This is a genomic window from Salipiger sp. PrR007 (genome assembly GCF_010499845.1).
GTDB lineage: Bacteria > Pseudomonadota > Alphaproteobacteria > Rhodobacterales > Rhodobacteraceae > Salipiger > Salipiger pacificus_A.
This window is the reverse complement of the sequence record NZ_JAAGOZ010000010.1, coordinates 1-24,791: the sequence shown is the minus strand read 5'-3', so window position 1 is coordinate 24,791 and position 24,791 is coordinate 1. Positions and strand designations below refer to the sequence as shown.

Genomic DNA, 24,791 nt, shown 5'->3' with positions numbered 1-24,791 from the left:
TCCCGGGTGCGCGCGCAGTTGCGCAAGCGCTTCGGGCCTCGCAGCGGGCCACGGCCCTGCTAAGTTCGGGACATGCGTCCCTGCGACGCCGATCACCGCAGCCAAACAGACCGGACCGATCCCGATGAGTTCCTTTGCCTCCCTTGTCCTTCCGACGCTCGACTCGCTTGGTGTCTGGTCCTACTGGCTCGTCGCGCTTGCCGCCCTTCTCGAGGGCTGGTGGGTGACCGGCGTTGTCGTGCCCGGCACGGTGATCGTCGACGCGGGCGGGGCGCTGGTGCGGCTCGGGCATCTCGATTTCTTCGACCTTGTCTGGTTCGTGGCCGTCGGGGCGATCATCGGCGGCGAGGCGAGCTGGCACAGCGGGCGCTGGCTCGGGACCCGGGTGAGGCTGCCGCGCAGTGGAGCCTTCCACCGTGCCGAGGAGCTGGTGCGCAGGCACGGCCCTCTGGCGCTGCTCTTGGGGCGTTTCCTCGGGCCGGACGCGAGTCTCGCGGCCCTTTCGGCGGCGCTTTCGGGCATGGACCGGCGGCAGTTCCACGTCTGGAACGCGGTGAGCGGCATCGTCTACGCGCTGGTGCATGTCAGCATTGGCTATGTCGCGGGCGACATCGTCGCGCGGCTCGCGCCCTACCTGCCGCGGATGGCGCTGCCGCTGGCGGTGATCGCGCTGCTGGTGCTGGTTACCTGGGCGGTGACCCGGCAGGTGCGGCGGGGCGCCCCGGCGCTGCTGGCGGGGCTGCATATCCTTGCGGACCGCCTCGCCGCCTGGCCGGTGGCCCGGCGTCTCGCGGGGCGGCATCCCCGGGCAATGAGCTTCCTGCGGCGCCGGCTCGATCCGTCGCATGGGGGCGGGCTGCTGGCCACCGGGATCGCGCTGCTGCTGGTCTATCTTGTCGGGGTCTTCGTGGACGGGGCGCTCGACCTTGCGCTGGTCCCCGACGCGGCGGCGCTGGATGCGCGGGTGTCCAACCTTGCGCATGCGTATTGGACGCCGCTGGGACTGGAGGTCGCGGGCTGGGTCACCCAGGCCGGGCACGTGCCGGTCGCGACGCTGGTGGCGATCGGCGGGGTGCTGGGCTTCGGTCTGCTCGGCCACCGCGCCGCCGCCATGGGGCTGGCGGTGGCGGTGGTTGGAAACGCGGTGACGGTCACCCTGCTCAAGCTCGCCTTCGGCCGTGCGCGGCCCGAGATTTCCTATTTCCTCGAGAGTTCGAACAGCTTCCCCTCGGGCCATGCGGCGATCTCGGTCGCGCTTTACGGCAGTCTCGCGCTGCTGCTCTGGCGCGAGCGCCTGATCGGGCCGACGCTGGCGATCTGGGCGGGCGTGGGCATGGCGGTCACGCTGGGTCTGTCGCGGGTCTACCTTGTCGAGCACTTCTTGTCGGACGTCCTGAACGGCTGGGTGATTGGAGCCATCTGGATGGTGATCGGCCTTGCCGCCAGCGAGGCGACACGCCGCCGCCCCGCGCGCGCGCGCAGGTCGCACCCCGGGCTGGCCTGCACGGCGCTCGGGGCCTGCCTTCTGGGGGCCTCGTGGATCGCGGTGCATCATCACCCCACGCCGGTCGAGCGTCCCGGCAGCGGCCCGGCAGTCATTGCCGACGTCCGCGCCGCGGTGACCAGCGGGCGGCTTCCGCTCGAGGTGGTGACGCTCTCGGGCGAAGCGCTGCCCGAGATCAGCATCATCTCGAGCGGCGCCGAGGCCGGGACGATCGCCGCGCGCCTGCGCGAAGCGGGCTGGAGCGAGGTGCCGCCGCCGGGGCTGCTGTCGGGCGTCGCGGCGCTGCGGCAGGACTTCATCGGCGCGCCGCAAGCCGGGGCCACCGCGCCGCTTGCCTTCCATGACGCCTACCCGGCGGAGGCGACCCTGCGCGCGCCCTCGCAGGGGGGGCTCCTGCGGCTCTGGACCGTGGGGCAGGACGAGGAGGGTGGGGCGGTCGTGGCCTGGGCCCTCGCGTCCGAGCCCTATCGCGACGCCCCGCCGCATGTCGCGCAAGCCGAGGTGCTGGCGCTCCTGGCGCCTCGGGGCGCGGTGCCCGATGCGCCAGCTGCTGGCGGCGGCGCGGAGCGCCCGGTTCTGGTCACCATTCCGGGGCGGGCGGGGGCAGTCGACTGACCACGCGCGGAGGGCGCGCCGCCACGGATCCAAAGGACGGAAGAATGAGAAAGCTCAGATGGGCCGCGGCCCTGATCGCGCCCGTGCTCAGCGTGATCGCGCTGGAAGGCCAGTGGTTTGGCTACGCGGCCTATCTGGCGGAGGGCGCCCCGGGTGCCCTGCAGTCGGAGCTGCCGCGGCAGATGATCGACCTTGCGGTCGATCCGGCGCAGGACGCGCTGACCCTGTTGGCGATTGGCGACATCGCGAACTGTCCCGAGCATACGGGGCTTGGCAGCGCCCTGCCGGTCGCCTCCGAGCTGCACGGTCTTGCGTCTCGAACGCGGTGAGGCGCAGGACCGCTGGTGGTTCGAGGGCACCGAGGCGGTCAGTCGGCGGTGTCTGCGCCGCCGTCCTTCCGGGCGGATAGCGATGCCGCGACTGCGCCGAGCCTGCGGCGCAACGGCAGCAGCCCGAGCGCCGAGACCGCGGCAAAGCCCGCGCCGGCGAGGAAGGTGGCGCCGGGGCCGTAGGTCTGCCACAGCGCGCCCGCGAGCAGGCTGGCGATCAGCAAGGCCACCCCGGTCACGAGGTTGAACATCCCGAAGGCGGTGCCGCGAAGCTCTTCGGGCACGGTCTCGGCGATCAGCGCCGCCAGAAGCCCCTGTGTGAAGCCCATGTGCAGACCCCAGAGGAGCACGCCGACGGCGATCCCCGGCACACCTTCCGACACGGCGAGCACGAGGTCCGCCACGATCAGCAGCCCGAGACCGCAGAGCAGCAGGCCGATCCTGCCGATCCGGTCCGACAGCGCCCCGATGGGCCAGGCCGAGAGCGCGTAGACGAGGTTCATGCCGACCAGCACCAACGGCACCAGCATCAGCGGCGTGCCCGCCGTCTGCGCGCGCAGGATCAGGAAGGCCTCGCTGAACCGGGCGAGGGTGAACAGCGTCGCCACCACGACGACCCACCAGTAGACCCCGCCGAGCAGCTTCAGCTCTGCGCGTGCAAGCGGGTTGCGGACCTTGCGACGTGTGGCCGGACGCTCGGGGTCTTCGACCAGCCACAGCAGCAGCCCGACCGACAGCACGGCGGGAATGACCGCGACCCAGAACACGCTGCGGAAATCGTCCGAGAACAGCCACATCAGCCCGATCGCCGCGAGCGGTCCGAGGAAGGCGCCCACGGTGTCGAGCGACTGGCGCAGCCCGAAGGCGGCCCCCCTCAGGCCCGGCGGCGCGAGATCGGCGACCAGCGCGTCGCGCGGCGCTCCCCGGATGCCCTTGCCGACCCGGTCGACGAACCGCGCGGCGACCACCCAGCCCAGCGAGCCCGCGAGCGGGAACACCGGCTTGGTCACCGCCGCCAGCCCGTAGCCGAGCGTCGCCAGTTCCTTGCGCCGCCCGATGCGGTCGGAAAGCGCGCCGGAAAAGACCTTGGTGATGGCGGCCGTGGCTTCCGCGATGCCCTCGATGACGCCAAGCGCCAGCGCCGAGGCGCCGAGGCCGACCGTAAGGTAGACCGGGAGCAGCGCATGGATCATCTCGGACGAGACGTCCATCAGCAGGGAAACGAACCCCAGTGCCCAGATGCCCGCAGGCAGCCGCGCCTTGGTCTTGGTGTCTTGCATGGTCAGCCGGCCCTTGGAGCTACGCAGCCAGCACAGACCCCGGGTGGGCGCGGTTGCAAGCACTTTTCGGACAAGAGGCCCGGATCCCCCGCGGGCGGGGAACCGCGGTCCACCGCGATGGGCGGGCGGTGCCCGGCCGGGCGCAGGTTGGACGTCCGCCAGCCGCGCGTCAGTCTCGGTTATCGGGGGTCGGGCCGAGATGCCGCGTGGCGGCATGCACCCCCAGATGCAGCAGGACGGCAAACACCCCCAGCGTCAGCAGCGCCGCGAACATCAGGTCGGTCTTCGCCCGCCCGTTTGCCAAAAGCATCAGGTAGCCCAGCCCGCGCGAGGCGCCGACCCATTCGCCGATCACCGCGCCGATCGGCGCGTAGACTGCGGCCAGCCGGATCCCAGAGGCCAGCGCGGGCAGGGCCGCGGGGATGCGGATGTGCCACAATGTGCGCCAGCGCCCCGCCTGCATGGTCTGCGCGAGGTCGAGCACCCCCTGCGGGGTGCGCAGGAGACCATCGCAGAAGGACGCGGTCACCGGGAAGTAGATGATCAGCACGGCCATGGCGATCTTCGAGCCCAGGCCGAAGCCGAGCCAGAGTGTCAGAATCGGCGCGAGGGCGAAGACCGGCAGCGCCTGGGTGAAGACCAGGATGGGCCTGATCACCAGGCGCGCCATGCGCGAGCTCGCGAGGTAGATGGCGCTCGCGGTGCCGAGCGCCGTGCCGATGGCAAGGCCGATCAGCACCTCCATCGCGGTGACAAGCGTGTGCTCGGCGATGAGCGCCCGGTTTGACCACCAGGTTTCCATCACCATCAGCGGGCCGGGCAGGATGAACTTCGGCAGACCTGTCAGGGTGACTGTGGTCTGCCAGAGCAGGAGCGCGAACCCGATCGCCAGGAGGGCGGAGCCGTATTTCATCAGGCGGCGTCCCGCAGGTTGCGCAGCAGCGCGGCCTGGCATCGGAGCGTGTCGAGATCGTCGATCGGGCGCGGCACCGGGGCGGCGGGGGGCGGGCAGGCGGTCACCCCCGCGGCGGTCAGCACGAGGATCGCGTGGCCGAGACGCGCCGCCTCGCCGGGATCGTGGGTGACCACCAGCACCGTCCGCCCCCGTAGCAGCTCGACCGCCAGATCCTGCATGGCAGCGCGCGTCTGCGCATCGAGCGCCGAGAAGGGTTCGTCGAGCAGGATGATCGGCTTGTCCTCCATCAGCGTCCGGGCCAGGGCGACCCGTTGGCGCTGCCCGCCGGAGAGGGCACCGGGTTTCTTGTGGGCATGACCCGAAAGCCCGACCCGGGCGAGGATATGCGCAAGGCGTTCGGCGTCGGCCGGCTCGCCGCGGAGGCGCGCGCCGAGGCGGATGTTGTCGGAGACGCTCGCCCAAGGCAGTAGCAGGTCGTCCTGCGCCATGTAGGCCACCCGTTCGGGGATCGGCGCGGCGTCGGTGGCTGTGATTGTGCCATCGAAGCGCGCGCCGGTCGGCAGCCCGCAGATCAGCCGCAGCACCGTGGACTTGCCGACGCCCGAGCCGCCCAAAAGGCAGGTCCAGCGCGCGGCGGGCAGCGTCAGGCTGAGCGGCGCGAAAAGGGGGGCGCCGTCGATGCTGGCCCGTCCCGCGAGGGTGACGCCCGGGGCGTCGCTCACGGTCTCAGGCCCATCTGCCAGAATTGCACCTCGAGCTCGGTGGCGGTGCGGAAGGTCCGGCACAGCCGCTGCCAGCGTGGCGAGCTCTCGAACTCCGGTCCCAGCCGGCGCGTAGCTGCGCCGTCGAGCAGGGCGCCCACGGCGGCGCAGCTCTGCTGGTAATCTTTCCTTGCGTAGGTGCCGATCCAGTCGGCATAGCGCTCCGAGGTGGCCTCGGACTGCAGCCGCGCGCCGATCTCGCCGTAGCCCATCACGCAGGGCGCGAGGGCCGCAAGAAGGTCGAGCAGATCGCCGCTGTAGCCCGCCTCCAGCACGAAGCGCGTGTAGGCGAGGTTCTCGGGCCGCTCGGCGGTGGCGAAGAGCGCCTCGCCGGAGATGCCGGCCTTCGCGCAGGTCTCGACGTGCAGCTGCATCTCCTCGGCGACGAGCGCGTTCACCGTCCCCACGGCGGCCAGCATCTCGGCGTGGGTTTCCGATTTCACCACGGCAAGCGCCCAGGCCCGCGAGAAGTGGACGAGAAAGACGTAGTCCTGCTGCAGGTAGTGGAGAAAGGCTTCGTGCGGCAGGGTGCCGTCGCCAAGCGCCTCGACGAAGGCATGGCGGGTGTAGTCCCGCCATGCCTCGCCCGCCTCTGTGCGCATCGCCGCAAAGGCGCGGCCGTACTCCCGAGTCATGGCCGGGTTCCTTGCGCGGTCACGTCGATGGCGATGGTCTCGACGGGGTTCAGCCCGTCGATCATGCCGCTGTCCTTGAGGAACGCCTCGAAGCGGGCATAGCGCCCCGCGTCAAAGGCCGCCGGCCGCAGCGCGAAGCGCGGCAGCGTGTCCTGCCAGGCGCGGGCGTTCAACTCGTCCTGCAGCTCGGGCGAACTGGCTGAGAAGACCTCCCAGCTTTCCTCGGGGTTGTTGATGATGAACTGCGTCGCCTTCTCGGTCGCGGCAAGGAAGCGGGCGATCTTGTCGGTGTCCATGCGGTCAGGATTGGCGACATAGATCAGCTCGTCATAAGAGGGCACGCCCTCTTCCTCGATGTAGAAGCAGCGGCCCGCGACGCCCTCGATCTCCATCTGGTTCAGCTCGAAATTGCGGAAGGCGCCGATCACCGCATCGACCTGCCCCGACATGAGCGATGGGGAGAGCGAGAAGTTCACGTTGATCATCTCGATATCCTCGGGCGTGATGCCATGCTCTCCCAGCATTGCCTGGAGCACGGCCTCCTCGACCCCGGCGACGGAAAAGCCGATCTTCTTGCCCTTGAGATCGGCAAGCTCCTTCACCGGGCCGTCTTTGAGCACCAGCAGGCAGTTCAGCGGCGTGGCGACCAGCGTCCCGACGCGCTTGAGCGGCAGGCCCTCGTGGATCTGAAGGTGCAGCTGCGGCTGGTAGGAGACCGCAAGATCGGCCTGACCGGCGGCGACGAGGCGGGGGGGCGCCGAGGGGTCTGCGGGGGCGACGATCTCGACCTCGAGGTCCTGTTCGGCGAAATAGCCCTTTTCCTGCGCGATCACGATCGGGCCGTGGTCGGGGTTGACGAACCAATCGAGCAAAAGGGTCATCTTGTCGGCCGCCAGCGCGGGGCTGGCGGTAAGAAAGGCGAGGGCGGTCAACAGGGATTTCACAGGGTGTCTCCTCCGGGGGATCATGAGGCAGAGGCCGCGACGAGAACGATCTCGCCGGGCCAGGTTTCGGCGACCTGTTCCGCGGCCCGCCAGGCGCGCAGGCCGGTCGCACAGCAAAGGGCCAACCGGGTGCCGGGGGCGGGCGGATGTGCCACCAGCGCGGCGGCGGTTGCCCGCGCGGCCTGCGGATGCAGGAGCGGGCCGTCGGGGCGCAGATCGATGATGTGGTCGCAGGGGCTCAGCTGGGCGGCGGCGACGAAGCGAAAGCAGGCTTCGGGTTCTGCCGCGTGGTCGAAGCGGAAGCTGGTCGAGCGCATCTCGAGACCATCGTAGCGAACCATCAGCCCGAGCGGCGATGGCGAGAGGCCGAGCAGCACGCTTAGCGCCATCTGCGCCTGCATTGCGCCGATGGTGCCGACCACGGGGCCGAGCACCCCGGCGGTGGCGCAGCTCGCGCCATTGCCCGGCGCGTCGGGGAACAGCGCCCGAAGCGAGGGCGCGCCGCCGCAGAAGCCGCCGACATAGCCGCCAAGCCCGAGCGCCGAGGCGCTGATCAGCGGCAGGCCTTCGGCAAGGCACAGGTCGCTCAGCAAGTAGCTGACCGCGTAGCTGTCGGCGCAGTCGAGCACGAGATCGGCGTGGCGGACCAGCTCGGGCGCGGTGGCCGGGGTCAGAACGTCCGGCACGGACTCGATGGTGATTTCGGGGTTGATCGCGCGGCAGCGCTCCGCGGCCACCTGCGCCTTGGGCCGGTCGCAGTCGGCCTCGGTGAACAGGGTCTGGCGGTGCAGGTTCGACAGGCTCACCACGTCGCCGTCGACGATGGTGATCTGGCCAACCCCCGCCCCGGCGAGCAGCGGAAGAACAGGCGCCCCGAGCCCGCCCGCGCCGACCACCAGAACGCGGGCCGCGGACAGCCGGCGCCGGCCGGACTCGCCCACTTCCGGCAGGATGGTCTGGCGGGCGTAGCGGCTCATCGGGTCGCCTCGAGCCACTGGCGGACGCGGGACTCCGGGTCGGTGTTCAGCGTGATGTCGGTGACCGCCGAGACGATGTCGGCCCCGGCCTCGAACACCCCGCCCGCGCGCTCGACCGACATGCCGCCGATGGCCACCAGCGGCACCGCACCCACCCGGGCCTTCCACTCGGTGACGCGCGGCAGCCCCTGCTGGTGCCATTTCATCTTCTTCAGGATCGTCGGGTAGACCGGGCCGAGCGCGACGTAATCGGGATCCATCGCCAGCACGCGCTCGAGCTCATCGTCGTCATGGGTCGAGACGCCGAGCTTCAGACCGGCGCGGCGGATCGCTTCGAGATCTGCGGTGTCGAGATCCTCCTGCCCGAGGTGCAGCCAGTCGCAGCCGAGGTCGATGGCCTCTTGCCAATAGTCATTGACCACCAGCACCGCCCCATGCGCGCGGCACAGATCGCGCGACAGGGCGATCTCTGCGCGGACGGTTTCCGGCGGCTGATCCTTGATGCGCAGCTGGACCAGCTTGACGCCGAGCGGCAGCACCCGGCGCAGCCAGTCCGAGTGATCGAAGATCGGGTAGAAGCGGTCGAGGTTCATGCGAGAAACGCCTTTCCGATAACGGGGGTCGAGGCTTCGGCCATGTCGCGGGCCTCGATTGGGTCGGCCTCATGCGCCAGCCGTCCCGCCTCGATCGCGCGCATCATGGCGCGGGCCATGGCCACGGGGTCGCCTGCGCGGGCGACGGCGGTGTTGAGCAGCACCCCGTCATAGCCCAGCTCCATCGCCTGCGCCGCATGGCTCGGCAGACCGATTCCGGCATCGATCACCAGCGGCACCTCGGGGAATTCCGACCGCATGGCGCGCAGCGCGTAGATGTTGTTGAGCCCGCGTCCTGATCCGATCGGCGCGCCCCAGGGCATCAGCACCTCGCAGCCCGCGGCCAGCAGGCGCTCACCGACGATCAGGTCCTCGGTGGTGTAGGGGAAGACCTGGAAGCCGTCCTCGGTCAGGATCTTCGCCGCCTCGACCAGCTGGAAGACATCGGGTTGCAGGCTGTCGGTGTGGCCGATCAGTTCAAGCTTGATCCAGCGCGTGCCGAAGACCTCGCGCGCCATATGCGCGGTGGTCACCGCTTCCTTGACGGTGTGGCAGCCTGCGGTGTTGGGCAGGATGAGAACGCCGAGCTCCTGGATCATCTTCCAGAAGGCGGCGCCCGCCCCCTCGGCGCCTTCGCGGCGCAAGGACACAGTTGCGACCCCGGCGCCGCTCTCGCGGAAGGCTTGCTCGAGGATCGCGGGGCTTGGGTATTGCGCGGTGCCCAGCATCAGCGGGTTGGGCAATTGGGTGCCGTAGAAGGGTTTCATGGTCATCCTCCCTGCATGGGGGCGAGAATTTCGACGCGGTCGCCGTCGTGTAGTGGATGCGAGGCGCGCAGAGCGGCCGGGACGAAGGTCTCGTTCACTGCCGTGGCGACCCGCCCGGAGACACCGCGTTCTTCGAGCAGTCCCGCGAGGGTCGTGGCGGCCACGTCGTGGGGCGCGCCGTTAATCACGATCTTCATCGACCATCTCCGTGTGAAGGTTGCTGAGGGCAAGATCGGCCACGCCGCGCGCCAGCGCGGGGGCCAGCAGGTAGCCGTGGCGATAGAGGCCATTGGCGTAGATCCGGCCGCCGATCCGGCGGATGCGGGGCAGGTTGTCGGGAAAGGCGGGGCGCAAGTCGACGCCGATCTCGAGCACCTCGGCCTCGCCGAAGGCGGGGCTCAGCGCATAGGCGGCGCTGAGCAGCTCGAGCATCGATCGCGCGGTGATCCGGCGGCGGTCTTCGCTCTCGATCATCGTCGCGCCCAGCATGTAGACGCCGCTCCCGCGGGGGACGATGTAGAGCGGGATGCGCGGGTGGAGCAGGCGCACCGGACGCGAAAGCGTCACGTCCGGGCAGCGGATCACCAGCATCTCGCCCTTCACTCCGCGCAGGTCGTGCAGGGTGTCGCGCGCGCTCAGGCCCCGGCAGTCGATGGCATTCTGCAGGTCCTCGGGCGCCTCGGTCGCGTGAAACGCCACGCCGCGCGCCTGCAGGTCGGCGTAAAGGTCGGCCAGCGCTTGGCGAGGGTTCAGATGCGCCTCGTCCTCGAAAAAGAGCCCCTTCGGGTAGCCATGCAGGTCAGGCTCGAGCTCGGCCAGCTCGGCGTCGACCTCGCGGAAGCCGGTGGTGCGGCGCGCAAAGCGGCGCAGGTCGGGCAGGTCGCGTCGCCCGGCGACGACCAGCGTGCCGCAGCGCGCCACCGTGGTACGCTGCTGCCACCAGCCGATCGCCTGCTGGCCGAGCCGGAGCACCGGCTCTTCGGCGTTTTCATATTCGCACCATGGCGCCAGCATGCCGCCCGCCCACCACGAGCAGCCATGCGGCCCGGGCGGGCCCGCCGGGTCGAACACCTGGACCTTGGCACCGCGCGCGGCGAGTTCGCTGGCCACCGCGAGGCCCGCGACGCCGGATCCGATGACCGAGAACATCGCCTCAGCTCCAGACATGGTGGAAGTGGTGCAGCGGCCCATGGCCGTGACCGACATTCAGCCCGTCGGCCGCCGCAATCGCCTGCTGGACGTAGCGGTGCGCCTCGGCGGTGGCCTCCGCGAGAGGCTGCCCCTTCGCAAGACCGGCAGCGATGGCCGAGGAGAGCGTGCAGCCGGTGCCATGGGTGTTGCGGGTGTGCTGACGCGGGGCGGTGAAGCTGGCCAGAACTTCGCCGCCCGAGATCAGGATATCCTCGCAGAGCGCGCCCTCGGCGTGGCCCCCCTTCATCAGGACAGCCTGCGCACCGCCCGCGCAGAGCGCCTTGCCCTGGTCGATCATCTCCTCCGCGGTGCTGGCGAGGGGCAGACGCAGCAACGCGGCGGCCTCGGGCAGGTTCGGGGTCACGAGGGTCGCACGGGGGGCAAGTTTCTCGCGCAGCGCCGCCACGGCGTCAGGGGCAAGCAGAGCGTCTCCGGACTTTGCGATCATCACCGGATCGAGCACGATGGCGCCGCCATATCCCGCGAGAGCGCGGGTCACGCAGTCGATGATATCCGGCGTCGCCAGCATTCCGATCTTGACCGCGCGCACGTCGAGATCGCTCAGCACGGCGCTGATCTGCGCCTCGATGATGTCTTGCGGGATGGCGTGCACGGCGGATACGGCGCAGGTGTTCTGGGCGGTCACCGCGGTGATGACGCTGGCGCCGTAGACACCAAGCGCGGACATGGTCTTCAGGTCCGCCTGGATGCCCGCGCCGCCGCTGCTGTCGGATCCGGCTATGGTCAAAGCGACATGCGCCAAAGGGTGCTCCTCCAAAAACAAGGGCACCGCGCATGGAAAACGTCCGATAGCTATAGACCGTTCCCTACGCCGGTATTGCCCGGATCAGGTTCGATGGGTTAGCGCGTTCGCGCCTCTCAGCCTTTTCGAGGCACCCCAACGGTACGCAAATGGGTAGCAACGCGACGGACCGAAGTCAAACCGGCTGGCACAATCTCGGTGCGCCCACGCCGCACCGTTGTTGCCGGTCGGGCCTTCTAACCCTTGTCGGGGCGCCGCGTCGCGAGATCAGCGAGGCTCTGATCGCGCTTGATCGCACGGGTGATCACGGAGGTCCGGGTGCGGATGACTCCGGGAAAGCGCGCGATCTCGTAGCGGATGAGAGTGTCCATCTCGGCCATGTCGCGGGCGATGACATGAAGGGCATAGTCGGCGTCGCCCGTCGTGGCGTGGCATCGCCAGATCGAGGGATGGCGCGTCACTTCGCGCTCGAATGCTTCCGCAGCTTCGAAATCGAGCGTCACTGTGATGTTGGCCTCGAGCCCGAATCCCAGGGCCGCTGGGTCGAGCACGGCCTTGTAGCCGGTGATCGCACCGGCCAGCTCAAGGGCCTTGACGCGTTTCCAGACCGGGGTTTTCGACATCTGCAGCCGGTCTGACAGCTCGGCGAAAGACAGGCGCGCGTCTGCTTCGAGGAGTCCCAGGATTTTCAGATCGACGGCATCCATTCGTTCTCTCCGATCCGCGAACGTGAGGTGATTCGTTCCCAAATTTCCCCGAAAATACGCGGAATGAGAATAATGATTTCCCAGATTAGGGGAACATGTCGGGATATCCAACAGTGGAGCTGCAGATGAAATCCCGCGCCGAGTATCACGAGATGATCGAGTCCCCGAAGATGCTGGACTATGGCGTCTATCTGGATGTGGCCAAGCTCCTGGATTGCCAGAAACCGCTGGCCGAGATGTGCAACGCCGACGAGCTGCAATTCCAGATCGTCCACCAGGTCGAAGAGCTTTGGATGAAGCTGATGGCCTACACGCTGGTCGACGTGATGGCCTACCTCGACGAAGGCAACACCCACCGGGTCGTGACACTCATGGGGCGGGTTCACCGTCTGATGCGGCTGATGACGGCGCAGCTCGATGTGCTGGAGACGATGTCGCCGCGCGAATACCAGGAAATCCGCCTGCAGCTTGGCAACGGATCCGGCCAGGAAAGCCCGGGCTTCCAGACGCTGCTGCGCATGCCCAACGATCTGTGGAGCGCCTACAAGGCGACCTATCTCGATGGCAAGGGGCTGACCGTCGCGGAGGTCTACGACGCCAAGTACGATCACGGCGAGAGCTATGTCGTCGCCGAGGCCCTGGTCGAGTATGATGAGCTGTTCCAGAAGTTTCGCGCCATGCACCTTTTCCTCATCCACCGGTCGATCGGGCTGGGGTCAAGATCGTTGAAGGGGCGCCCCGTGGGGCTGCTGGAAGCGGGCGCCAAGCACCGATTCTTTCCCGAGCTCTGGGATGTGCGCTGCGATATGACCGACGCGTGGGGCGCGAGCTACGGGGTCGTGCGCGAGGCCATTCACGACAAGCCGCAGAAGCCCGTCGTCGCCGGGGGCTGCCCGATGGGCTGAGGCACCGATCGGGCCTTCCCGTCGTCTCCTGCCTGCCGGTCAGGAGGCCGCCGGAGTACGCCGCCGGCTCAGTGGCCGAAGATCTGGCTCAGGAAAAGCTTGGTGCGGTCGTTCTGCGGGGCGCTGAAGAAGGGTTCCGGCGCATTCTCTTCGATGATCTGGCCGCGATCCATGAAGATGACGCGGTCCGCGACCTGCCGCGCGAAGCCCATCTCGTGGGTGACGCAGAGCATGGTCATGCCGTCCTGGGCAAGGCCAACCATGGTGTCGAGGACTTCCTTGATCATCTCGGGGTCGAGCGCCGAAGTCGGTTCGTCGAAGAGCATGATCCGGGGCTTCATGCAAAGAGAGCGCGCGATCGCCACCCGTTGTTGCTGGCCGCCGGAAAGTTGGCCGGGGTACTTGTTGGCCTGATCGGCGATGCGCACGCGCTCAAGGTAGTGCATCGCGGTGTCAATCGCCTCGCTGCGCGAGGCCTTGCGCACGGACATGGGTGCGAGGATGCAGTTCTCGAGGATCGTCATGTGCGGGAAGAGGTTGAACTGCTGGAAGCACATGCCGACTTCCGAGCGGATGCGACTGATGTTTTTCGTGTCGGAGGTCAGCTCCACCCCCTCGACGGTGATGACGCCCGCCTCGTGCGCCTCGAGCCGGTTTATGCAGCGGATCAGCGTGGATTTTCCGGAGCCGGACGGGCCGGCGATGACGATCCGCTCGCCTTGGTCAACCGTCAGGTTGATATCCTTAAGCACATGGAAATTGCCGTACCATTTGTTGAGGCCGGAGATCCGGATCGCAGGGGCAGGGGCCTTGGTCATCAGTCAGTCCTGTCGGAAAAGTCGGGAAATCGGGGTGTTTTCCTGCGCCGTCACGAGACGGGGTGCAGGCGCCGGTAGCTTTCTTCGCCCGCGAGGACGAAGCGCAGGAACAGCAATTCGACCTGAGCCCCGTTGCGCGTGGTGAAGGCCGAGACCATCTGCCGGTGGAAATCCACAAGCGTCTGGTGCGAGGCCGAGTCGTGCAGCGTCGCGAGGCGGACGCATTGGATTTGTGCGATGTATCGCAGGATGGTCTCGCGCAGGGCGGTGTTCGGCACCCCCATGATCCAGATCCGGCGGATGTCTTCCGAAGCGGCATAGAGCGCTTCCACATCGCCTGTTTCCAGCGTCCGTTCCGAGCGGGCGACGGCGGCGGCAAGGGCATCCAGATCCGCGTCCGTCAGCTCGGAGGTGGCGAGCGCCGCGGCGCGCGGCTCCAGCAGCCGGCGAAGCTCGAAGATCTCGAGGATTTGCGACTGGCTCAGGTTGGGCAGCGCAAAGCCGCGGGTGGTGCTTTCGAGATAGCCCTCGTGGGTCAGGCGCATGAGCGCGTCCCGCACGGGCATCCGCGAGACTGCGAATTCCTCAGCGATCGCGAGGTCGATCAGCCGATCTTCATGGGTGATCTCGCCGCGCTGAAGCCGCCCGAGGTAGGTCTCGTAGATCGCGTCCTTGATGTGACGCTTTGGGCGCTCCGTCATTCTGCGTTCCATGCCAAGCTGTATACTGATATTGAAGCCATTCTGGCCTTTTCTGCGCCATAGCGCAATAAATAAGCTTTAGACTTAAAGAAAATGTTTGAATCAGTATACGGATAGTGCAATCGGTAGTCACACAGAACGGCACGAATGTGCTTCACGCCACAACAGGAAGACACCATGACCCCCAGACGACAGACCCTTGCGGGCCTTGCCCTCGCCGCTTTCGCCGCCCTGTCGGCCGCGCCCGTGCTGGCGGCGGACGCGCTGAAGATCGGCTCCTATCCCGCCAACCCGCCGTGGGAATTCAAGAACGAGGCCGGTGCCTTCGAGGGCTTCGAGGTCGACATTGTCGAGGAAATCGCGGCGCGGCTCGGCACCACCGCCGAGATCACCGGCCTCGACTTCCGCGCGCTCTTCGTCGCCACGGCGTCGGGCCGGGTGGACGCGGTGATCTCCTCGCTGAGCATCACCGAGGATCGGCTGCAGGCCCAATCCTTCACCCAGCCCTATTTTTCGGGTGCGCTTGGCGTCGCGGCGAAGGCGGGCACGGACATCGCCGGGCAGGAGGATCTGCGCGGCAAGCGCATCGGCTCGATCGCGACGTCTTTCCCGGAAACCTGGATCAAGGAGCGTGAGGATGAGCTGGGGTACAAGTCCTACGCGAGCTACGATTCCACCGCGAACCTGCTCACCGATCTGCGCAGTGGCCGGATCGATGTTGCGGTGAACGACATCGTCGGCCTGCGCTATGCCTTCACCCAGGCCCAGATGGGTGACCTGAAGGTCGCCTTCGACATCCCGACAGGCGACAAGTTCGCGATCATGATGCCGAAGAATTCCGATCATCTGCAGGCGTTCAACGACGCCATTTCGGCGATGAAGGAAGACGGCACCATGGCCGGCATCTACGAAAAGTGGTTCGGCGAAGCCCCCGCCGAGGGCAGCCTGACGGTGACCCCGCTGCCGATCCCGACGTCCGCCGAGTGACACGCTGCCTTGGAAGGGCGCGCCGCGCCCCTCCATCCGCCCAGCGAGACGATGGACGCAGGCCGGACCGACCATGATCAACCGGAGCTAAATATGGAAATTCTCGATATTTTCTTCAATATCGATGTCATGAGGCGGGCCTTCCCGTTGCTCATGCAGGGGCTTGTCTACACGATCCTGCTGGGTGCGGCCTCGATCGTTTGCGGCGGAATCCTGGGCGTGGTCATCTGCCTGGTGCGGCTTTATTCGCCCAAGGCCCTGCGACTGCTGGCGACCTTCTACATCGACGTCTTTCGCGCGATTCCGGCGCTGGTCGTGCTGATCCTCGTCTACTATGCGCTGCCTTTCGCCGGGATCGTGCTGTCCTCCTTCATGGCGGCGACGATTGCCCTGTCGCTGATCCTCGCCGCCTATACCGCCGAGGTGGTCCGGGCCGGGATCGAAGCGGTGCCGAAAGGCCAGTTCGAAGCATCCGACGCCCTTGGCCTGTCGTTCGCGACCACGATGCGCAAGGTGATCCTGCCGCAGGCGTTTCGCATGATGATCCCGCCGCTGGCGTCCTATTGCGTGTCGATCATGAAGGACACCTCGCTGGCCTCCGTCGTGGCCATGGGAGATCTGCTCAAGCAGGCCACCGACGCGCAGGCCCTCTTTGCCAACCCGACGCCCCTGTTGCTGGCCGCGGCGCTTTACGTCGCGCTGCTCTGGCCGATGGTGCGGTTCACCGGCTGGCTGGAGCAACGTTTCAAGCGTGGGTACCGCTGAGCGGCGCTCCGATCCGCCCGGACCCTTCCTGCGCCGGGCCCAAATCTGAACTACAGGAGAGCATGATGGCCGAAGTCTCGGGCACCGGAGATGCATATTTTCTCTATCATTCCATCGGTCAGTACGATGGCAAACAGCAGGACATGACCGCCGGGCTCACCGAGTTCTCCGAGGTCTGGTCGGCCCCGAATGGCGCCCAATGGGGCGAGATCCTCGGCAAGCGGCAGCGGTTCATCGACCTTTGGGGCGATCTCATCCACGCGCCGAGGGGGACCGTCGCCACCACCGAGAACGTCACATCTGGCTTGATGTCCGTCATCGGCGCGCTGCCGGAAGGGACGTTGCGCGGCAAGAAGGTGCTGGTTGCCGAGGATGGCTTCCCGTCGCTGCATTTCCTTTTGGCGGGGCTCGCCAAGCGCTTCGGGTTCGAGCTGGTCACCGTGGCGATGCGCCAGGGCAGCCCCTGGGTCGAGGAAGAGGACATGATCGCCGAGTGGGACGAGAGCGTCGCGCTCGCGCTGCTGACCTGGATCAGCTCGACGAGTTCCCACCGGCTCGACATTCCCCGGCTTGTCGCTCATGGCCGGGAGATGGGCTCGATGATCGGCGTCGATCTGACTCAGGGCGCCGGCCTGCTGCCCTATGACGTGACCGCCCCGGCGGTCGACTTCGCCCTGTCGACGAGCCTCAAATGGATGTGCGGCACCCCCGGCGCCGGGATCATCTACGTGGACGCGAATGTGCTGACGACCTGCGAGCCCGAGCTGCGCGGATGGTTCTCGCAGGAGAACCCTTTTTCCTGGGCGTTGGACTCCTTTGCCTTTGCCGACGATGCGCGGCGTTTCAACAGCGGCACCCCGAGCACCATCTCGGCGATCGCCAGCTTGCCCGCGATGGAATGGCGCATGATGCAGGATGGGCTGGCGATCGTCGCCCACAACCGGTCGCTGACCGCCAAGCTGTTGGCCGGTCTGGATGACCTGGGGCTCGCTCTGGCCAGCCCGAGGGACGCGGAAAAGCGCGGTGGCAGCCTCATGGTCGCGCTGCCCGAGCAGGTCGACGCGGCCAAGCTGGTGGCCGACCTGAGTGCACGCGACATTCACATGGACAATCGTAGCCAGACCCTGCGCATGTCGCCTGGTTTTCTGACCACCGACGCGGGCGTCGAGAGAACCCTGCGGGCTCTTGCGGAGCTGATTGGCTGAGGGTCGCGATGCCGCAGCGCCCGGGCAGGGTCGGGGCGCTGCGGCCATCCCGGAACTACCGGGCGCTGCTCAGCGCCCGGCCTCGCCCGAGTCATTTCGGTCCCTTCGGCAGCCTGCGCCGGAAGCTGCACCCGAAATCCCAGAAACCTCGGAAGAATTGCTTCCACCTGCACGCTCCGTCGGTGTGAGGGGAGAGGATCGCTCCGGGCAGCTGTGATGTTCTCTGGGTGCGTCAACCGCTGGGGCGCAATCGGCGATCTCCCCGCGGAACCGCCATCCCCAGGGCCGTATGGGCATCACCATCTTTGAGCGAGACGAGGGCGGAGTCCGGCTGAGCGCGGCGATCTGGAGCGGGCATCAGGCTCGCCCTGAATTGCGACATGGGCGAGGGCTTCGGCCCGTCAGCGATCCAGCGCGTCGCGCAGGCGATAGTAGTGGATACCGAGGCCGCCGTAGACCGGGTGCAGGGCGTGGAAGGGCAGGGCGGGGACGGCCGGGCTGGGTGGGATTGGCAGCGGCGCGCCTTGCGCGAAATGCGCCGCCATGGACTTGCCGAGCGCGACTGAGAGCGCGACACCGCGGCCATTGAAGCCGGTGGCGGCCAGCAGCCCCGGCGCCGGGGCGCAGAGCCGGATGCGGTGATCGGGAGTCATGCCGACGCGGCCGAACCAGCGATGCGTGATCTCGAAGCCCTGCCCGAAGAGTCCTGCGAGCTCCGCCTCGATGCGGGCGAACGCAGCGGCATTCTGGGGATCGGCAAAGCTGCCGCGCCCGCCGAGCATCAGCCGGTTCTCGGGGCCGATGCGGAAGTAGGTGCCGACGCGCCGCGCTTCCGAGACCACCTCGCCGCCGGGCAGGATGCGCGCGAGCTGCTCCGCGTTCAGCGGCGCGGTGGCGATCTGGAAGCTGTTTGCTGGCACAGTCGCCCGGGCCAGCCGCTTATCCAGCGAGGCGGGGGTGTAGACATTGCTGGCGAGGATCACCCGCTCCGCCTTGACCGTGGCGCCGGCGTCAAGCCGGGCCTGCCAGCCCGCGCCAGTGCGGCTCAGGTCGAGCGCGGGGCTTCGCGCGAAGAGCTTGACGCCGGCCGCCGCCGCCGCCAGCGCCAGCCCGCGCGCCAGCTTCAGCGGGTGGACCCGCCCGGCTCGAGGATCGCGCCAGCCGCCGACGAAGCCACGCGCACCGGTGACCCGCGCCATCGCGGCGGTGTCCAGCCAGTCGGCATTGACGCCGCGCGCTTGCCATTGCGCCATGCGCGCCCGCAACACGGGCAGGTGCACGTGCCGGTTGCCGGCCTGGATCCAGCCGCCCTGCACCGCGTCGCAGTCGATGCCGAGCCGCGCCACCAGCGCAAAGAGGGTGTCGGCGGTGCTCCCAGCGAAATCGCTCGCCGCCGGTCCCCAGAGCCGGTCCAGCGTGTCCGGGTCATCCTTCAGGCCGGGGATGACCTGCCCGCCATTGCGCCCAGAGGCGCCGAAGCCGGGCTCCTGCGCCTCGAGCAGCACCACGTCGGTCCCGGCCTCGGCCAGGTGCAGCGCGGCGGACAGTCCCTGGAAACCGCCGCCGATCACCAGCACGTCGCAGCGCAGGCTTTGATCGAGCTGAGGCCAGCTCGGTCCGTCGGGGGCTGTGGTGGCCCAGAGCGAGGGGAAGGCCATGGCGGACTCCGATCAGATGGGATGGGTGACGCGGCGCAGGAATTCCTGCGTGCGCGGGTTTTGCGGCCGGGTCAGAACCTCCTCGGCGTTGCCGTGTTCGGCGATCCGCCCCTGATCGAGGAAGATCACGCCATCGGCGACCTCGCGGGCGAACTGGATCTCGTGGGTGACGATGAGCATGGTCATATGCTCCTGTGCCAGATCGCGCAGCACCGAGAGCACCTCGCCGACCATTTCGGGGTCGAGCGCCGAGGTTGGCTCGTCCAGCAGGATCGCGTCGGGCCGCATCGCCAGCGCGCGCGCGATAGCGACGCGCTGCTGCTGCCCTCCGGAGAGAGCCGAGGGGTAGAAATCCATCTTCTCGGCCAGTCCGACGCGGCGAAGGTGTTCTTCGGCGCGGGCGCGCACCTCCTCGCGGTTCTCGCCCAGCACGTGCACCGGCCCCTCCATGACGTTCTGCAGAGCGGTCATGTGCGGGAAGAGGTTGAAGCGCTGGAACACCATAGCCACCCGCGTGCGGATCGCGTGGATCGAGGCCGCGTGGGCGTCAACCGTCTCGCCGTCGATGCTGATGCGGCCCGATTGGTAATCCTCGAGCCCGTTGACGCAGCGCAGCAGCGTCGACTTGCCCGAGCCCGAGGCGCCGATCAGGCATACCACCTGGCCCTTGTCGACCTCGGCGTCGATGCCCTTGAGCACCTCGTGCTTGCCAAAGGACTTGTGGATATTCTCGAAACGGATCACGTCGAGGCTCCCATTTTGAGTTCGACCCGGCGCATCAGGAAGTTCAGCGGGATCGTCAGGCACAGGTAGAGCGCCGCGACCATGGTGAAGACGGTCATGTTGTCGAAGGTCGAGGACGCCAGCATCTTGCCTTGCATGGTCAGCTCTGCGACCGAGATCACCGACACCTGGCTGCTGTCCTTGAGCAGCATGACCATATTGTTGCCGTAGGGCGGCAGGGCGATGCGGAAGGCCTGAGGCACCACGATGCGGCGCATCATCTTGCCATGCTTCATGCCGATGGACTTTGCGGCCTCGATCTGACCCCGGTCCACGGCTTCGATGCCGCCGCGGAAAGTCTCGCCGATGTAGCACGAATAGGTCAGCGCAAGCCCCATCACCCCGGCCTGGAAGGCGGTCAGGTCAAGGCCGATCTCGGGCATTACGAAATAGATGTAGAAGAGCACGACGAGGATCGGGATCCCGCGGAGGAACTCGACGATGTAGCGCGCGGGAAGGCTCAGCCAGCGGTTCCCGGAACTGCGCATCAGCGCCCACATCAGACCCAGCGCCGAGGCGAGGACAAGCGAAAGCAGGGTCACGGCAACAGTCTGCCAGAGCCCGGTGACAAGCAGCGGCAGATACTCCTGTATCCGCTCGGAAAGGGGGGACATGGAGGTCTCCTGTCAGGACGTCACGGGCCCGGCGCTTGGGCCGGGCCCGGCAAGTCTGGCTAAGGGGTCAGAGCCCGTACTTGCCGAAAATCTCGGCCAACTCGCCGCTTTGCTGCATCTCGGCGATGGCGGCGTTGACCTGTTCGAGCAGCTCGGGCTTGTCCTTCGAGACCGCGAGCGCGACATCGCCGACACCCATCGGCGTGTAGCCGTCCACCAACTTCACCCCCAGCCCCGGGTTCTGTGCGATCTGATAGGCGACGATCGGCTTGTCGCCGAAGCCCGCCTTGATCCGACCGAGCTTCACGTCGCGCATGATGTCGACCAGGCTGTCGTAGAGCTTCACCTCGCTGAAGATACCCTTTTCCTGAAGCTGGTCCGCGAAGGTCGTGCCGATCTGCGCGCCGACCACTTCGCCCGCGAGATCCTCGAGCTGATAGGCGCCCGCATCCTCCGCTGCCACGAAGGCTGCGTCGCCGTAGCTGTAGACCGGGGTCGAGAAGTCCACCACTTCCTTGCGCTTGTCCGTGGCGAACATGCCGGCCGAGATGACGTCGATCTTGCCTGTCTGCAGCGCGGGGATCAGCGCCGAGAACTGGGTGACGGCAAATTCGGGCGTCATCTCGAGATCTTCGGCAATGGCGGCGGCGAGGTCCACCATCGCGCCGGTCGGCTTCTGCGTGCCGGTGTCGACGAAGGTGAAGGGAATGCCGGTCGTGGTCACTCCGACCGTCAAATTCTCGGCGTGCGATTGGGCCGCGCAGAGCGCGAGCGCCCCGGCCATGGCGAGCGAGCGGAGTTTCATCGGCAGTCTTCCCTGTGTCTGGCGCCACGCTTGCCGCCGGGGCGGGGTGACGCGGTTTCATTCTGTTCTTCACGATATTGAAGAATATGTCCAATGCAACAGATTTTGCGCCAAAATTTCACTTGTGTGAAATATTGCGCGTTAGGTGACGGTTTCTCTTCATTTTTCATGCGGGCGAAGGTAAGCAGGAGCGGTCGTCGGGGCGGTGCCGCCGGCGCTGCGTTCACTGGGATGAAGATTCGCCGATGCCCTCAGCCGAAAATGAAGCGAAGCTGCTGTCAGATCCGATGGGTGAGATGGACGACATCTCGCTTGGCGAAGCGGTCCGGCAGGCGCGCAAGGGACGCGGGTTCTCGTTGCAGACCGTCGCCGAAGGGGTGGGGATCTCCACCGGGCTGCTAAGCCAGATCGAGCGCGGCATCTCTTCGCCCTCGATCCGCAACCTGCGCGCGATCTGCGAGGTGATCGGCATTCCTTTCCTGTCGCTCTTCGCCGAAACCGACGGTGCCAGCCGCGAGGCCGGGATCATCGTCCGCGAAGGGCGGCGGCGTACTGTCGACTTCGGTGACAAGGGCATGGTGAAGTCCTTCCTCACGGCGCACGACAAGGGCACGCTGCAGGTGATGGAGATCGTCCTCGATCCGGGCGGCAGCTCGGGGGAGGAATCCTATTCCCATGAAGGCGAGGAATGCGGCGTGGTGCTCAGCGGGAAGCTCGAACTTTGGGTCGAGGACGACCGTTTCGTGCTGGGTGAGGGCGACGCCTTCCACTTTGAAAGCCGCCGCCCGCACAGGTTCCGAAATCTCGGCAACGATCAAAGCCGGGTGATGTGGGTGACAACGCCGCCGGTCTGGTAGGGTGCCGGCGCTGTGGGCAACGCCAAGGGCCCCTTCGGATTCTGGAGTGCTGGCGATAGCTTCCGCTTCGAGGCCGCCGAAACTCCTTGTTCACCACGACCTTGCCGGCGCATCGATCCGTCTACTATGGTAGTACGATGAAGAGCGATGACATTGACCACAGGCTTGGGGCCCGCATCCGCGCCGAGAGGGAGAGCCGCGGCTGGTCCCTCACCGAGCTGGCCCAGCGGGCGAAGGTCTCTCGGGCAATGATCCACAAGGTCGAGCGCGCCGACAGCTCCCCGACCGCCAATTTCCTCGGCAAGCTTTCCGGGGCCTTCGGGCTCAGCATGTCGACCTTGCTTGCTCGCGCCGAGGCGGCCGGTGGCAATCTCCTGCGCAGGGAGGACCAGCCGATCTGGACCGATCCGGACACCGGCTATATCCGCCGCCAGGTCTCGCCCAAGTCGGACATGCCGCTCGATCTCGTGCAGGTCACCCTTCCAAGTGGCAAGGATGTGCCCATGCCGGCCTCGGCCTATGCCTTCATCCGGCAATTGATCTGGGTTCTGGAGGGCGAGCTGGTCTTTCTCGAGGGCGATGTCCGTCATGTGCTGCACACCGGGGACTGCCTGCATCTGGGCGCACCCGAGGACTGTGTTTTCCGAAATGAGGGCGATCAGGCTTGCACCTATGTCGTGGCGGTCCTGCGCGACGGGTGACTGGGGCTCGCGGAGGCGCAGCATATTGACGATATATCCAATATAGTGGATATCCCTGCCACCATAGTGCGCAGGGGAAACGGAGATGCAGATTCGCGACGCCGAGGATCGTGACCTCGCCGGGGTCACGGCGATTTACAACGACGCCGTCGCGCACACGACGGCGATCTGGAACGAAACCACGGTCGATGTCGAGAACCGCCGCGCATGGCTCGCGGAGCGGCAGAAGGCCGGATATCCGGTGCTGGTGGCCGTCTCGGACGAGGAGGGGGTGCTTGGGTATGCCTCCTTTGGCGACTGGCGCGCCTGGGATGGCTACCGCCATACGGTCGAACATTCCATCTACGTCCGCGCAGGCCAGCGCGGGACGGGGATCGGCAAGGCGTTGATGGAGGCGCTGATCGGCCGCGCCCGTGCCGCCGGCAAGCACGTGATGGTCGCCGGAATCGAGGCAGGCAACCTGGGCTCGATCCGCTTGCACCAGAAGCTGGGCTTCGAACAGACCGGCCTCTTGAAGCAAGTGGGCACGAAATTCGATCGCTGGCTCGATCTCGCGTTCCTGCAGTTGACGCTCGACGCGCGCGCGGCCCCCGATCGGCAGGACGGCAAATAACGCCAGGCATCACGCTCGGCCTTCTGGTTGCGGCCGGCGCGGCATTGGTGGTGCAAAACCTGCTGATGGCAAACATCACCGGGGCGACCTCTTCAGTGCGCATTACCTGAAGCGCGACTCCCATTAGCTGAGACGGTAGGGGCGTCGGCCGTTTTCTTCCAACATTTCTTCGCGGAAGACTTCGGCCGGGGTCCTCCAGCCGAGGCACTGGCGGGGCGTGGTGTTGAGTTGGTCGCAGAGCTGCTTCAGCTCGAGCTCCGTCATGGCAGCGACGTCACGTAGCCATCATAGCCCACCAGGCACTCATCGCTGAACCAGTTCCGCTTGATCTCGCGGTCAATGATGGTCTTCGAGCGCTGGAGCACGCGGGCCATCTCCCGGAGTCGCAAATGAGGGGCGCGCGCTCCCCTTGTGAACTCACGCCGAAGCGCAAAGCCTGATTTCCTATTCTATGTCAGTCTGTTCCGGATATCCACGAGCTTAGCCTCGAAGACCTCGGCAGGCGTTCGGTAGCCCAGGCATTTACGGGGCGTCGCGTTGAGGCGCTGGCAAATCGACCTCAAATATCGATTTGTCAGCGCCGTCGGTTCGGTCGAGCGGGGCAGGAACTTGCGCAGACGGTTGTTGGTGTTCTCGACTGTGCCTTTCTGCCAAGGCGCCTGCGGGTCGCAGAACCAGCTGTCCGCGCCGATCCCATCCTTGAGCCGCCGCCATGCCGAGAACTCGGTTCCGCGGTCGAAGGTGATGGATTGGCGTGCGTCGGCGGGCAGGGCCGAGAGCCCCTGGATGAGGGATTCCATGATCGGCTTCGATCGTCGGTCCTCGTTGCGCAGCACGACGGTGTAGCGGCTGACACGCTCCACCAGGGAGGTCACGTTGATCTTGCCGTGCTCCTTGCGGAACATCACCAAGTCGCACTCCCATGTGTGGATACCTCGGTCGGTGCAAGCCTTTCTTGAACGGGTCGAACATGTGATCGGGTACGGTCATGTGTCAGGCCTCGATGTGCGGCTTTGACAATGCCGCGGGCCGGTATGGCGATGCGAAGGTTGGGTCCATATCAATGCGCCCGAGTTGCAAGCTCTCTGGGAGTGCCTGGTTTCCCCAACCTCGATCTGGTCGATCGTTTGTCCTTACTGTTCAATGTCCGTCTCACACCTGCCAACCCTCACCGTGTCACGCGGCAAGGGCGGGGTCTCGATAGTCCTCTTGTTTCGTCATCATCGCCCAGATCGCGCGGGCGGTTTTGTTTGCCAGGGCGATGGCGACCAGCATCCGGGGCTTGCGCGCCAGCATCTGCTCCAACCAGGACCCTTTGGGAGGGCCGTTCTTGACCGCCCATCTGACCCGCGTCATGGCGCCGATGATCAACAGTCTGCGAATGTCCCGTTGCCCCA

General features: G+C 67.0%; 29 protein-coding genes, 2 pseudogenes and 1 riboswitch. Of the genes and pseudogenes, 9 read left to right on the top strand and 22 right to left on the bottom strand.

The window, feature by feature from the left end; all coding sequences use genetic code 11:
• Positions 1 to 124 precede the first annotated feature (124 nt).
• Both G0Q01_RS02650 and G0Q01_RS02645 read left to right on the top strand, forming a co-directional pair.
• Positions 125 to 2,119, top strand: a complete 1,995-nt coding sequence (locus G0Q01_RS02650; RefSeq protein ID WP_164190024.1) for a bifunctional DedA family/phosphatase PAP2 family protein — start codon at positions 125 to 127, stop codon at positions 2,117 to 2,119.
• A 44-nt stretch (positions 2,120 to 2,163) separates the two neighbouring features.
• Complete coding sequence (locus tag G0Q01_RS02645; protein ID WP_164190016.1) at positions 2,164 to 2,448, top strand: hypothetical protein; 285 nt, start codon at positions 2,164 to 2,166, stop codon at positions 2,446 to 2,448.
• Between the two features lie 38 nt (positions 2,449 to 2,486).
• Here G0Q01_RS02645 and G0Q01_RS02640 read toward each other — a convergent pair whose 3' ends face one another.
• The 12 genes from G0Q01_RS02640 to G0Q01_RS02585 form a co-directional block, all read right to left on the bottom strand.
• Positions 2,487 to 3,728 carry an MFS transporter gene (locus G0Q01_RS02640; protein ID WP_164213004.1) on the bottom strand — a complete coding sequence of 414 codons (1,242 nt, stop codon included), beginning with the start codon at positions 3,726 to 3,728 and terminating at the stop codon, positions 2,487 to 2,489.
• A 169-nt stretch (positions 3,729 to 3,897) separates the two neighbouring features.
• Positions 3,898 to 4,641 carry an ABC transporter permease gene (locus tag G0Q01_RS02635; protein ID WP_164213003.1) on the bottom strand — a complete coding sequence of 248 codons (744 nt, stop codon included), beginning with the start codon at positions 4,639 to 4,641 and terminating at the stop codon, positions 3,898 to 3,900.
• On the bottom strand, positions 4,641 to 5,366 hold the full coding sequence (locus G0Q01_RS02630) for an ATP-binding cassette domain-containing protein (RefSeq protein ID WP_164190010.1): 726 nt from the start codon (positions 5,364 to 5,366) through the stop codon (positions 4,641 to 4,643). Before G0Q01_RS02630 ends, G0Q01_RS02635 begins: the two co-directional genes overlap by 1 nt.
• The gene (tenA, locus tag G0Q01_RS02625) at positions 5,363 to 6,040 is read right to left on the bottom strand and encodes a thiaminase II (protein WP_164213002.1); all 678 of its coding nucleotides are present in this window, start codon (positions 6,038 to 6,040) and stop codon (positions 5,363 to 5,365) included. The genes G0Q01_RS02630 and tenA overlap by 4 nt, the downstream gene beginning before the upstream one ends.
• Positions 6,037 to 6,984, bottom strand: coding sequence for an ABC transporter substrate-binding protein (locus G0Q01_RS02620; RefSeq protein WP_164190006.1), 948 nt, complete (start codon positions 6,982 to 6,984; stop codon positions 6,037 to 6,039). Before G0Q01_RS02620 ends, tenA begins: the two co-directional genes overlap by 4 nt.
• Before the next feature lie 20 nt (positions 6,985 to 7,004).
• Positions 7,005 to 7,961, bottom strand: a complete 957-nt coding sequence (locus G0Q01_RS02615; protein ID WP_164190004.1) for a HesA/MoeB/ThiF family protein — start codon at positions 7,959 to 7,961, stop codon at positions 7,005 to 7,007.
• Positions 7,958 to 8,554, bottom strand: a complete 597-nt coding sequence (locus G0Q01_RS02610) for a thiamine phosphate synthase (RefSeq protein ID WP_164190002.1) — start codon at positions 8,552 to 8,554, stop codon at positions 7,958 to 7,960. The genes G0Q01_RS02615 and G0Q01_RS02610 overlap by 4 nt, the downstream gene beginning before the upstream one ends.
• Positions 8,551 to 9,321, bottom strand: coding sequence for a thiazole synthase (locus G0Q01_RS02605; protein ID WP_164190000.1), 771 nt, complete (start codon positions 9,319 to 9,321; stop codon positions 8,551 to 8,553). Before G0Q01_RS02605 ends, G0Q01_RS02610 begins: the two co-directional genes overlap by 4 nt.
• A gap of 2 nt (positions 9,322 to 9,323) precedes the next feature.
• Positions 9,324 to 9,518 carry a sulfur carrier protein ThiS gene (thiS, locus tag G0Q01_RS02600; RefSeq protein ID WP_164189998.1) on the bottom strand — a complete coding sequence of 65 codons (195 nt, stop codon included), beginning with the start codon at positions 9,516 to 9,518 and terminating at the stop codon, positions 9,324 to 9,326.
• Positions 9,502 to 10,470 (bottom strand): FAD-dependent oxidoreductase, encoded by a 969-nt coding sequence (locus tag G0Q01_RS02595; RefSeq protein WP_164190247.1) that lies wholly within the window; start codon positions 10,468 to 10,470, stop codon positions 9,502 to 9,504. Before G0Q01_RS02595 ends, thiS begins: the two co-directional genes overlap by 17 nt.
• Positions 10,471 to 10,474: 4 nt before the next feature.
• Positions 10,475 to 11,275, bottom strand: coding sequence for a bifunctional hydroxymethylpyrimidine kinase/phosphomethylpyrimidine kinase (gene thiD, locus G0Q01_RS02590; RefSeq protein ID WP_164189996.1), 801 nt, complete (start codon positions 11,273 to 11,275; stop codon positions 10,475 to 10,477).
• A 44-nt stretch (positions 11,276 to 11,319) separates the two neighbouring features.
• A riboswitch (TPP riboswitch) is annotated at positions 11,320 to 11,423 on the bottom strand.
• An 88-nt stretch (positions 11,424 to 11,511) separates the two neighbouring features.
• Positions 11,512 to 11,982, bottom strand: coding sequence for an Lrp/AsnC family transcriptional regulator (locus G0Q01_RS02585; RefSeq protein ID WP_108970643.1), 471 nt, complete (start codon positions 11,980 to 11,982; stop codon positions 11,512 to 11,514).
• Positions 11,983 to 12,107: 125 nt separating this feature from the next.
• Here G0Q01_RS02585 and G0Q01_RS02580 point away from each other — a divergent pair, with 125 nt between their 5' ends.
• Positions 12,108 to 12,887 carry a tryptophan 2,3-dioxygenase family protein gene (locus tag G0Q01_RS02580; RefSeq protein ID WP_203594872.1) on the top strand — a complete coding sequence of 260 codons (780 nt, stop codon included), beginning with the start codon at positions 12,108 to 12,110 and terminating at the stop codon, positions 12,885 to 12,887.
• 68 nt (positions 12,888 to 12,955) lie between these two features.
• On the opposite strand, the gene G0Q01_RS02575 is transcribed toward G0Q01_RS02580, so the two are convergent.
• Positions 12,956 to 13,705, bottom strand: coding sequence for an amino acid ABC transporter ATP-binding protein (locus tag G0Q01_RS02575; protein WP_164189992.1), 750 nt, complete (start codon positions 13,703 to 13,705; stop codon positions 12,956 to 12,958).
• A gap of 50 nt (positions 13,706 to 13,755) precedes the next feature.
• Positions 13,756 to 14,406, bottom strand: a complete 651-nt coding sequence (locus tag G0Q01_RS02570; RefSeq protein WP_164189989.1) for a GntR family transcriptional regulator — start codon at positions 14,404 to 14,406, stop codon at positions 13,756 to 13,758.
• Between the two features lie 177 nt (positions 14,407 to 14,583).
• Here G0Q01_RS02570 and G0Q01_RS02565 point away from each other — a divergent pair, with 177 nt between their 5' ends.
• The 3 genes from G0Q01_RS02565 to G0Q01_RS02555 all read left to right on the top strand — a co-directional run bounded on the left by G0Q01_RS02565 (position 14,584) and on the right by G0Q01_RS02555 (position 17,363).
• Positions 14,584 to 15,393, top strand: a complete 810-nt coding sequence (locus G0Q01_RS02565) for an ABC transporter substrate-binding protein (RefSeq protein WP_164189987.1) — start codon at positions 14,584 to 14,586, stop codon at positions 15,391 to 15,393.
• Between the two features lie 93 nt (positions 15,394 to 15,486).
• The gene (locus G0Q01_RS02560; protein ID WP_164189985.1) at positions 15,487 to 16,158 is read left to right on the top strand and encodes an amino acid ABC transporter permease; all 672 of its coding nucleotides are present in this window, start codon (positions 15,487 to 15,489) and stop codon (positions 16,156 to 16,158) included.
• A gap of 65 nt (positions 16,159 to 16,223) precedes the next feature.
• Positions 16,224 to 17,363 carry an aminotransferase class V-fold PLP-dependent enzyme gene (locus G0Q01_RS02555; RefSeq protein WP_164189983.1) on the top strand — a complete coding sequence of 380 codons (1,140 nt, stop codon included), beginning with the start codon at positions 16,224 to 16,226 and terminating at the stop codon, positions 17,361 to 17,363.
• A 401-nt stretch (positions 17,364 to 17,764) separates the two neighbouring features.
• On the opposite strand, the gene G0Q01_RS02550 is transcribed toward G0Q01_RS02555, so the two are convergent.
• The 4 genes from G0Q01_RS02550 to G0Q01_RS02535 form a co-directional block, all read right to left on the bottom strand.
• Positions 17,765 to 19,021 carry an FAD-binding oxidoreductase gene (locus tag G0Q01_RS02550; RefSeq protein WP_164189980.1) on the bottom strand — a complete coding sequence of 419 codons (1,257 nt, stop codon included), beginning with the start codon at positions 19,019 to 19,021 and terminating at the stop codon, positions 17,765 to 17,767.
• Positions 19,022 to 19,033: 12 nt separating this feature from the next.
• Entirely contained in the window at positions 19,034 to 19,765 is a 732-nt protein-coding gene (locus G0Q01_RS02545; protein WP_164189978.1) for an amino acid ABC transporter ATP-binding protein, read from the bottom strand.
• The gene (locus G0Q01_RS02540) at positions 19,762 to 20,418 is read right to left on the bottom strand and encodes an amino acid ABC transporter permease (RefSeq protein WP_108970651.1); all 657 of its coding nucleotides are present in this window, start codon (positions 20,416 to 20,418) and stop codon (positions 19,762 to 19,764) included. The genes G0Q01_RS02545 and G0Q01_RS02540 overlap by 4 nt, the downstream gene beginning before the upstream one ends.
• Before the next feature lie 67 nt (positions 20,419 to 20,485).
• Positions 20,486 to 21,223, bottom strand: coding sequence for an ABC transporter substrate-binding protein (locus G0Q01_RS02535; RefSeq protein WP_108970652.1), 738 nt, complete (start codon positions 21,221 to 21,223; stop codon positions 20,486 to 20,488).
• A 245-nt stretch (positions 21,224 to 21,468) separates the two neighbouring features.
• Here G0Q01_RS02535 and G0Q01_RS02530 point away from each other — a divergent pair, with 245 nt between their 5' ends.
• From G0Q01_RS02530 to G0Q01_RS02520, 3 genes are all read left to right on the top strand, one after another.
• A complete protein-coding gene (locus G0Q01_RS02530; protein WP_164189975.1) occupies positions 21,469 to 22,080 on the top strand; it encodes a cupin domain-containing protein in 612 nt (203 codons plus the stop codon).
• 137 nt (positions 22,081 to 22,217) lie between these two features.
• Positions 22,218 to 22,781: an XRE family transcriptional regulator gene (locus G0Q01_RS02525; protein WP_164189973.1), complete on the top strand. Its 564-nt coding sequence runs from the start codon at positions 22,218 to 22,220 to the stop codon at positions 22,779 to 22,781.
• An 85-nt stretch (positions 22,782 to 22,866) separates the two neighbouring features.
• Positions 22,867 to 23,394: a GNAT family N-acetyltransferase gene (locus G0Q01_RS02520; protein WP_164189971.1), complete on the top strand. Its 528-nt coding sequence runs from the start codon at positions 22,867 to 22,869 to the stop codon at positions 23,392 to 23,394.
• A gap of 123 nt (positions 23,395 to 23,517) precedes the next feature.
• Here G0Q01_RS02520 and G0Q01_RS02515 read toward each other — a convergent pair whose 3' ends face one another.
• From G0Q01_RS02515 to G0Q01_RS02505, 4 genes and pseudogenes are all read right to left on the bottom strand, one after another.
• Positions 23,518 to 23,658: an integrase gene (locus tag G0Q01_RS02515; protein ID WP_164189969.1), complete on the bottom strand. Its 141-nt coding sequence runs from the start codon at positions 23,656 to 23,658 to the stop codon at positions 23,518 to 23,520.
• Entirely contained in the window at positions 23,655 to 23,783 is a 129-nt protein-coding gene (locus G0Q01_RS27030; RefSeq protein ID WP_255455526.1) for a hypothetical protein, read from the bottom strand. Before G0Q01_RS27030 ends, G0Q01_RS02515 begins: the two co-directional genes overlap by 4 nt.
• A 60-nt stretch (positions 23,784 to 23,843) precedes the next feature.
• A pseudogene (locus tag G0Q01_RS02510) lies at positions 23,844 to 24,317 on the bottom strand (IS30 family transposase); the annotation flags it as partial.
• 253 nt (positions 24,318 to 24,570) lie between these two features.
• Positions 24,571 to 24,791: pseudogene (locus G0Q01_RS02505) on the bottom strand (IS110 family transposase); the annotation flags it as partial.

Coding starts and splice junctions, on each gene's coding strand:
- G0Q01_RS02650 (WP_164190024.1), top strand. CDS start 125: ATGAGTTCCTTTGCCTCCCTTGTCCTTCCGACGCTCGACTCGCTTGGT.
- G0Q01_RS02645 (WP_164190016.1), top strand. CDS start 2,164: ATGAGAAAGCTCAGATGGGCCGCGGCCCTGATCGCGCCCGTGCTCAGC.
- G0Q01_RS02640 (WP_164213004.1), bottom strand. CDS start 3,728: ATGCAAGACACCAAGACCAAGGCGCGGCTGCCTGCGGGCATCTGGGCA.
- G0Q01_RS02635 (WP_164213003.1), bottom strand. CDS start 4,641: ATGAAATACGGCTCCGCCCTCCTGGCGATCGGGTTCGCGCTCCTGCTC.
- tenA (WP_164213002.1), bottom strand. CDS start 6,040: ATGACTCGGGAGTACGGCCGCGCCTTTGCGGCGATGCGCACAGAGGCG.
- G0Q01_RS02615 (WP_164190004.1), bottom strand. CDS start 7,961: ATGAGCCGCTACGCCCGCCAGACCATCCTGCCGGAAGTGGGCGAGTCC.
- G0Q01_RS02610 (WP_164190002.1), bottom strand. CDS start 8,554: ATGAACCTCGACCGCTTCTACCCGATCTTCGATCACTCGGACTGGCTG.
- G0Q01_RS02605 (WP_164190000.1), bottom strand. CDS start 9,321: ATGAAACCCTTCTACGGCACCCAATTGCCCAACCCGCTGATGCTGGGC.
- thiS (WP_164189998.1), bottom strand. CDS start 9,518: ATGAAGATCGTGATTAACGGCGCGCCCCACGACGTGGCCGCCACGACC.
- G0Q01_RS02595 (WP_164190247.1), bottom strand. CDS start 10,470: ATGTTCTCGGTCATCGGATCCGGCGTCGCGGGCCTCGCGGTGGCCAGC.
- G0Q01_RS02585 (WP_108970643.1), bottom strand. CDS start 11,982: ATGGATGCCGTCGATCTGAAAATCCTGGGACTCCTCGAAGCAGACGCG.
- G0Q01_RS02580 (WP_203594872.1), top strand. CDS start 12,108: ATGAAATCCCGCGCCGAGTATCACGAGATGATCGAGTCCCCGAAGATG.
- G0Q01_RS02575 (WP_164189992.1), bottom strand. CDS start 13,705: ATGACCAAGGCCCCTGCCCCTGCGATCCGGATCTCCGGCCTCAACAAA.
- G0Q01_RS02570 (WP_164189989.1), bottom strand. CDS start 14,406: ATGACGGAGCGCCCAAAGCGTCACATCAAGGACGCGATCTACGAGACC.
- G0Q01_RS02565 (WP_164189987.1), top strand. CDS start 14,584: ATGACCCCCAGACGACAGACCCTTGCGGGCCTTGCCCTCGCCGCTTTC.
- G0Q01_RS02560 (WP_164189985.1), top strand. CDS start 15,487: ATGGAAATTCTCGATATTTTCTTCAATATCGATGTCATGAGGCGGGCC.
- G0Q01_RS02555 (WP_164189983.1), top strand. CDS start 16,224: ATGGCCGAAGTCTCGGGCACCGGAGATGCATATTTTCTCTATCATTCC.
- G0Q01_RS02550 (WP_164189980.1), bottom strand. CDS start 19,021: ATGGCCTTCCCCTCGCTCTGGGCCACCACAGCCCCCGACGGACCGAGC.
- G0Q01_RS02540 (WP_108970651.1), bottom strand. CDS start 20,418: ATGTCCCCCCTTTCCGAGCGGATACAGGAGTATCTGCCGCTGCTTGTC.
- G0Q01_RS02535 (WP_108970652.1), bottom strand. CDS start 21,223: ATGAAACTCCGCTCGCTCGCCATGGCCGGGGCGCTCGCGCTCTGCGCG.
- G0Q01_RS02530 (WP_164189975.1), top strand. CDS start 21,469: ATGCCCTCAGCCGAAAATGAAGCGAAGCTGCTGTCAGATCCGATGGGT.
- G0Q01_RS02525 (WP_164189973.1), top strand. CDS start 22,218: ATGAAGAGCGATGACATTGACCACAGGCTTGGGGCCCGCATCCGCGCC.
- G0Q01_RS02520 (WP_164189971.1), top strand. CDS start 22,867: ATGCAGATTCGCGACGCCGAGGATCGTGACCTCGCCGGGGTCACGGCG.
- G0Q01_RS02515 (WP_164189969.1), bottom strand. CDS start 23,658: ATGACGGAGCTCGAGCTGAAGCAGCTCTGCGACCAACTCAACACCACG.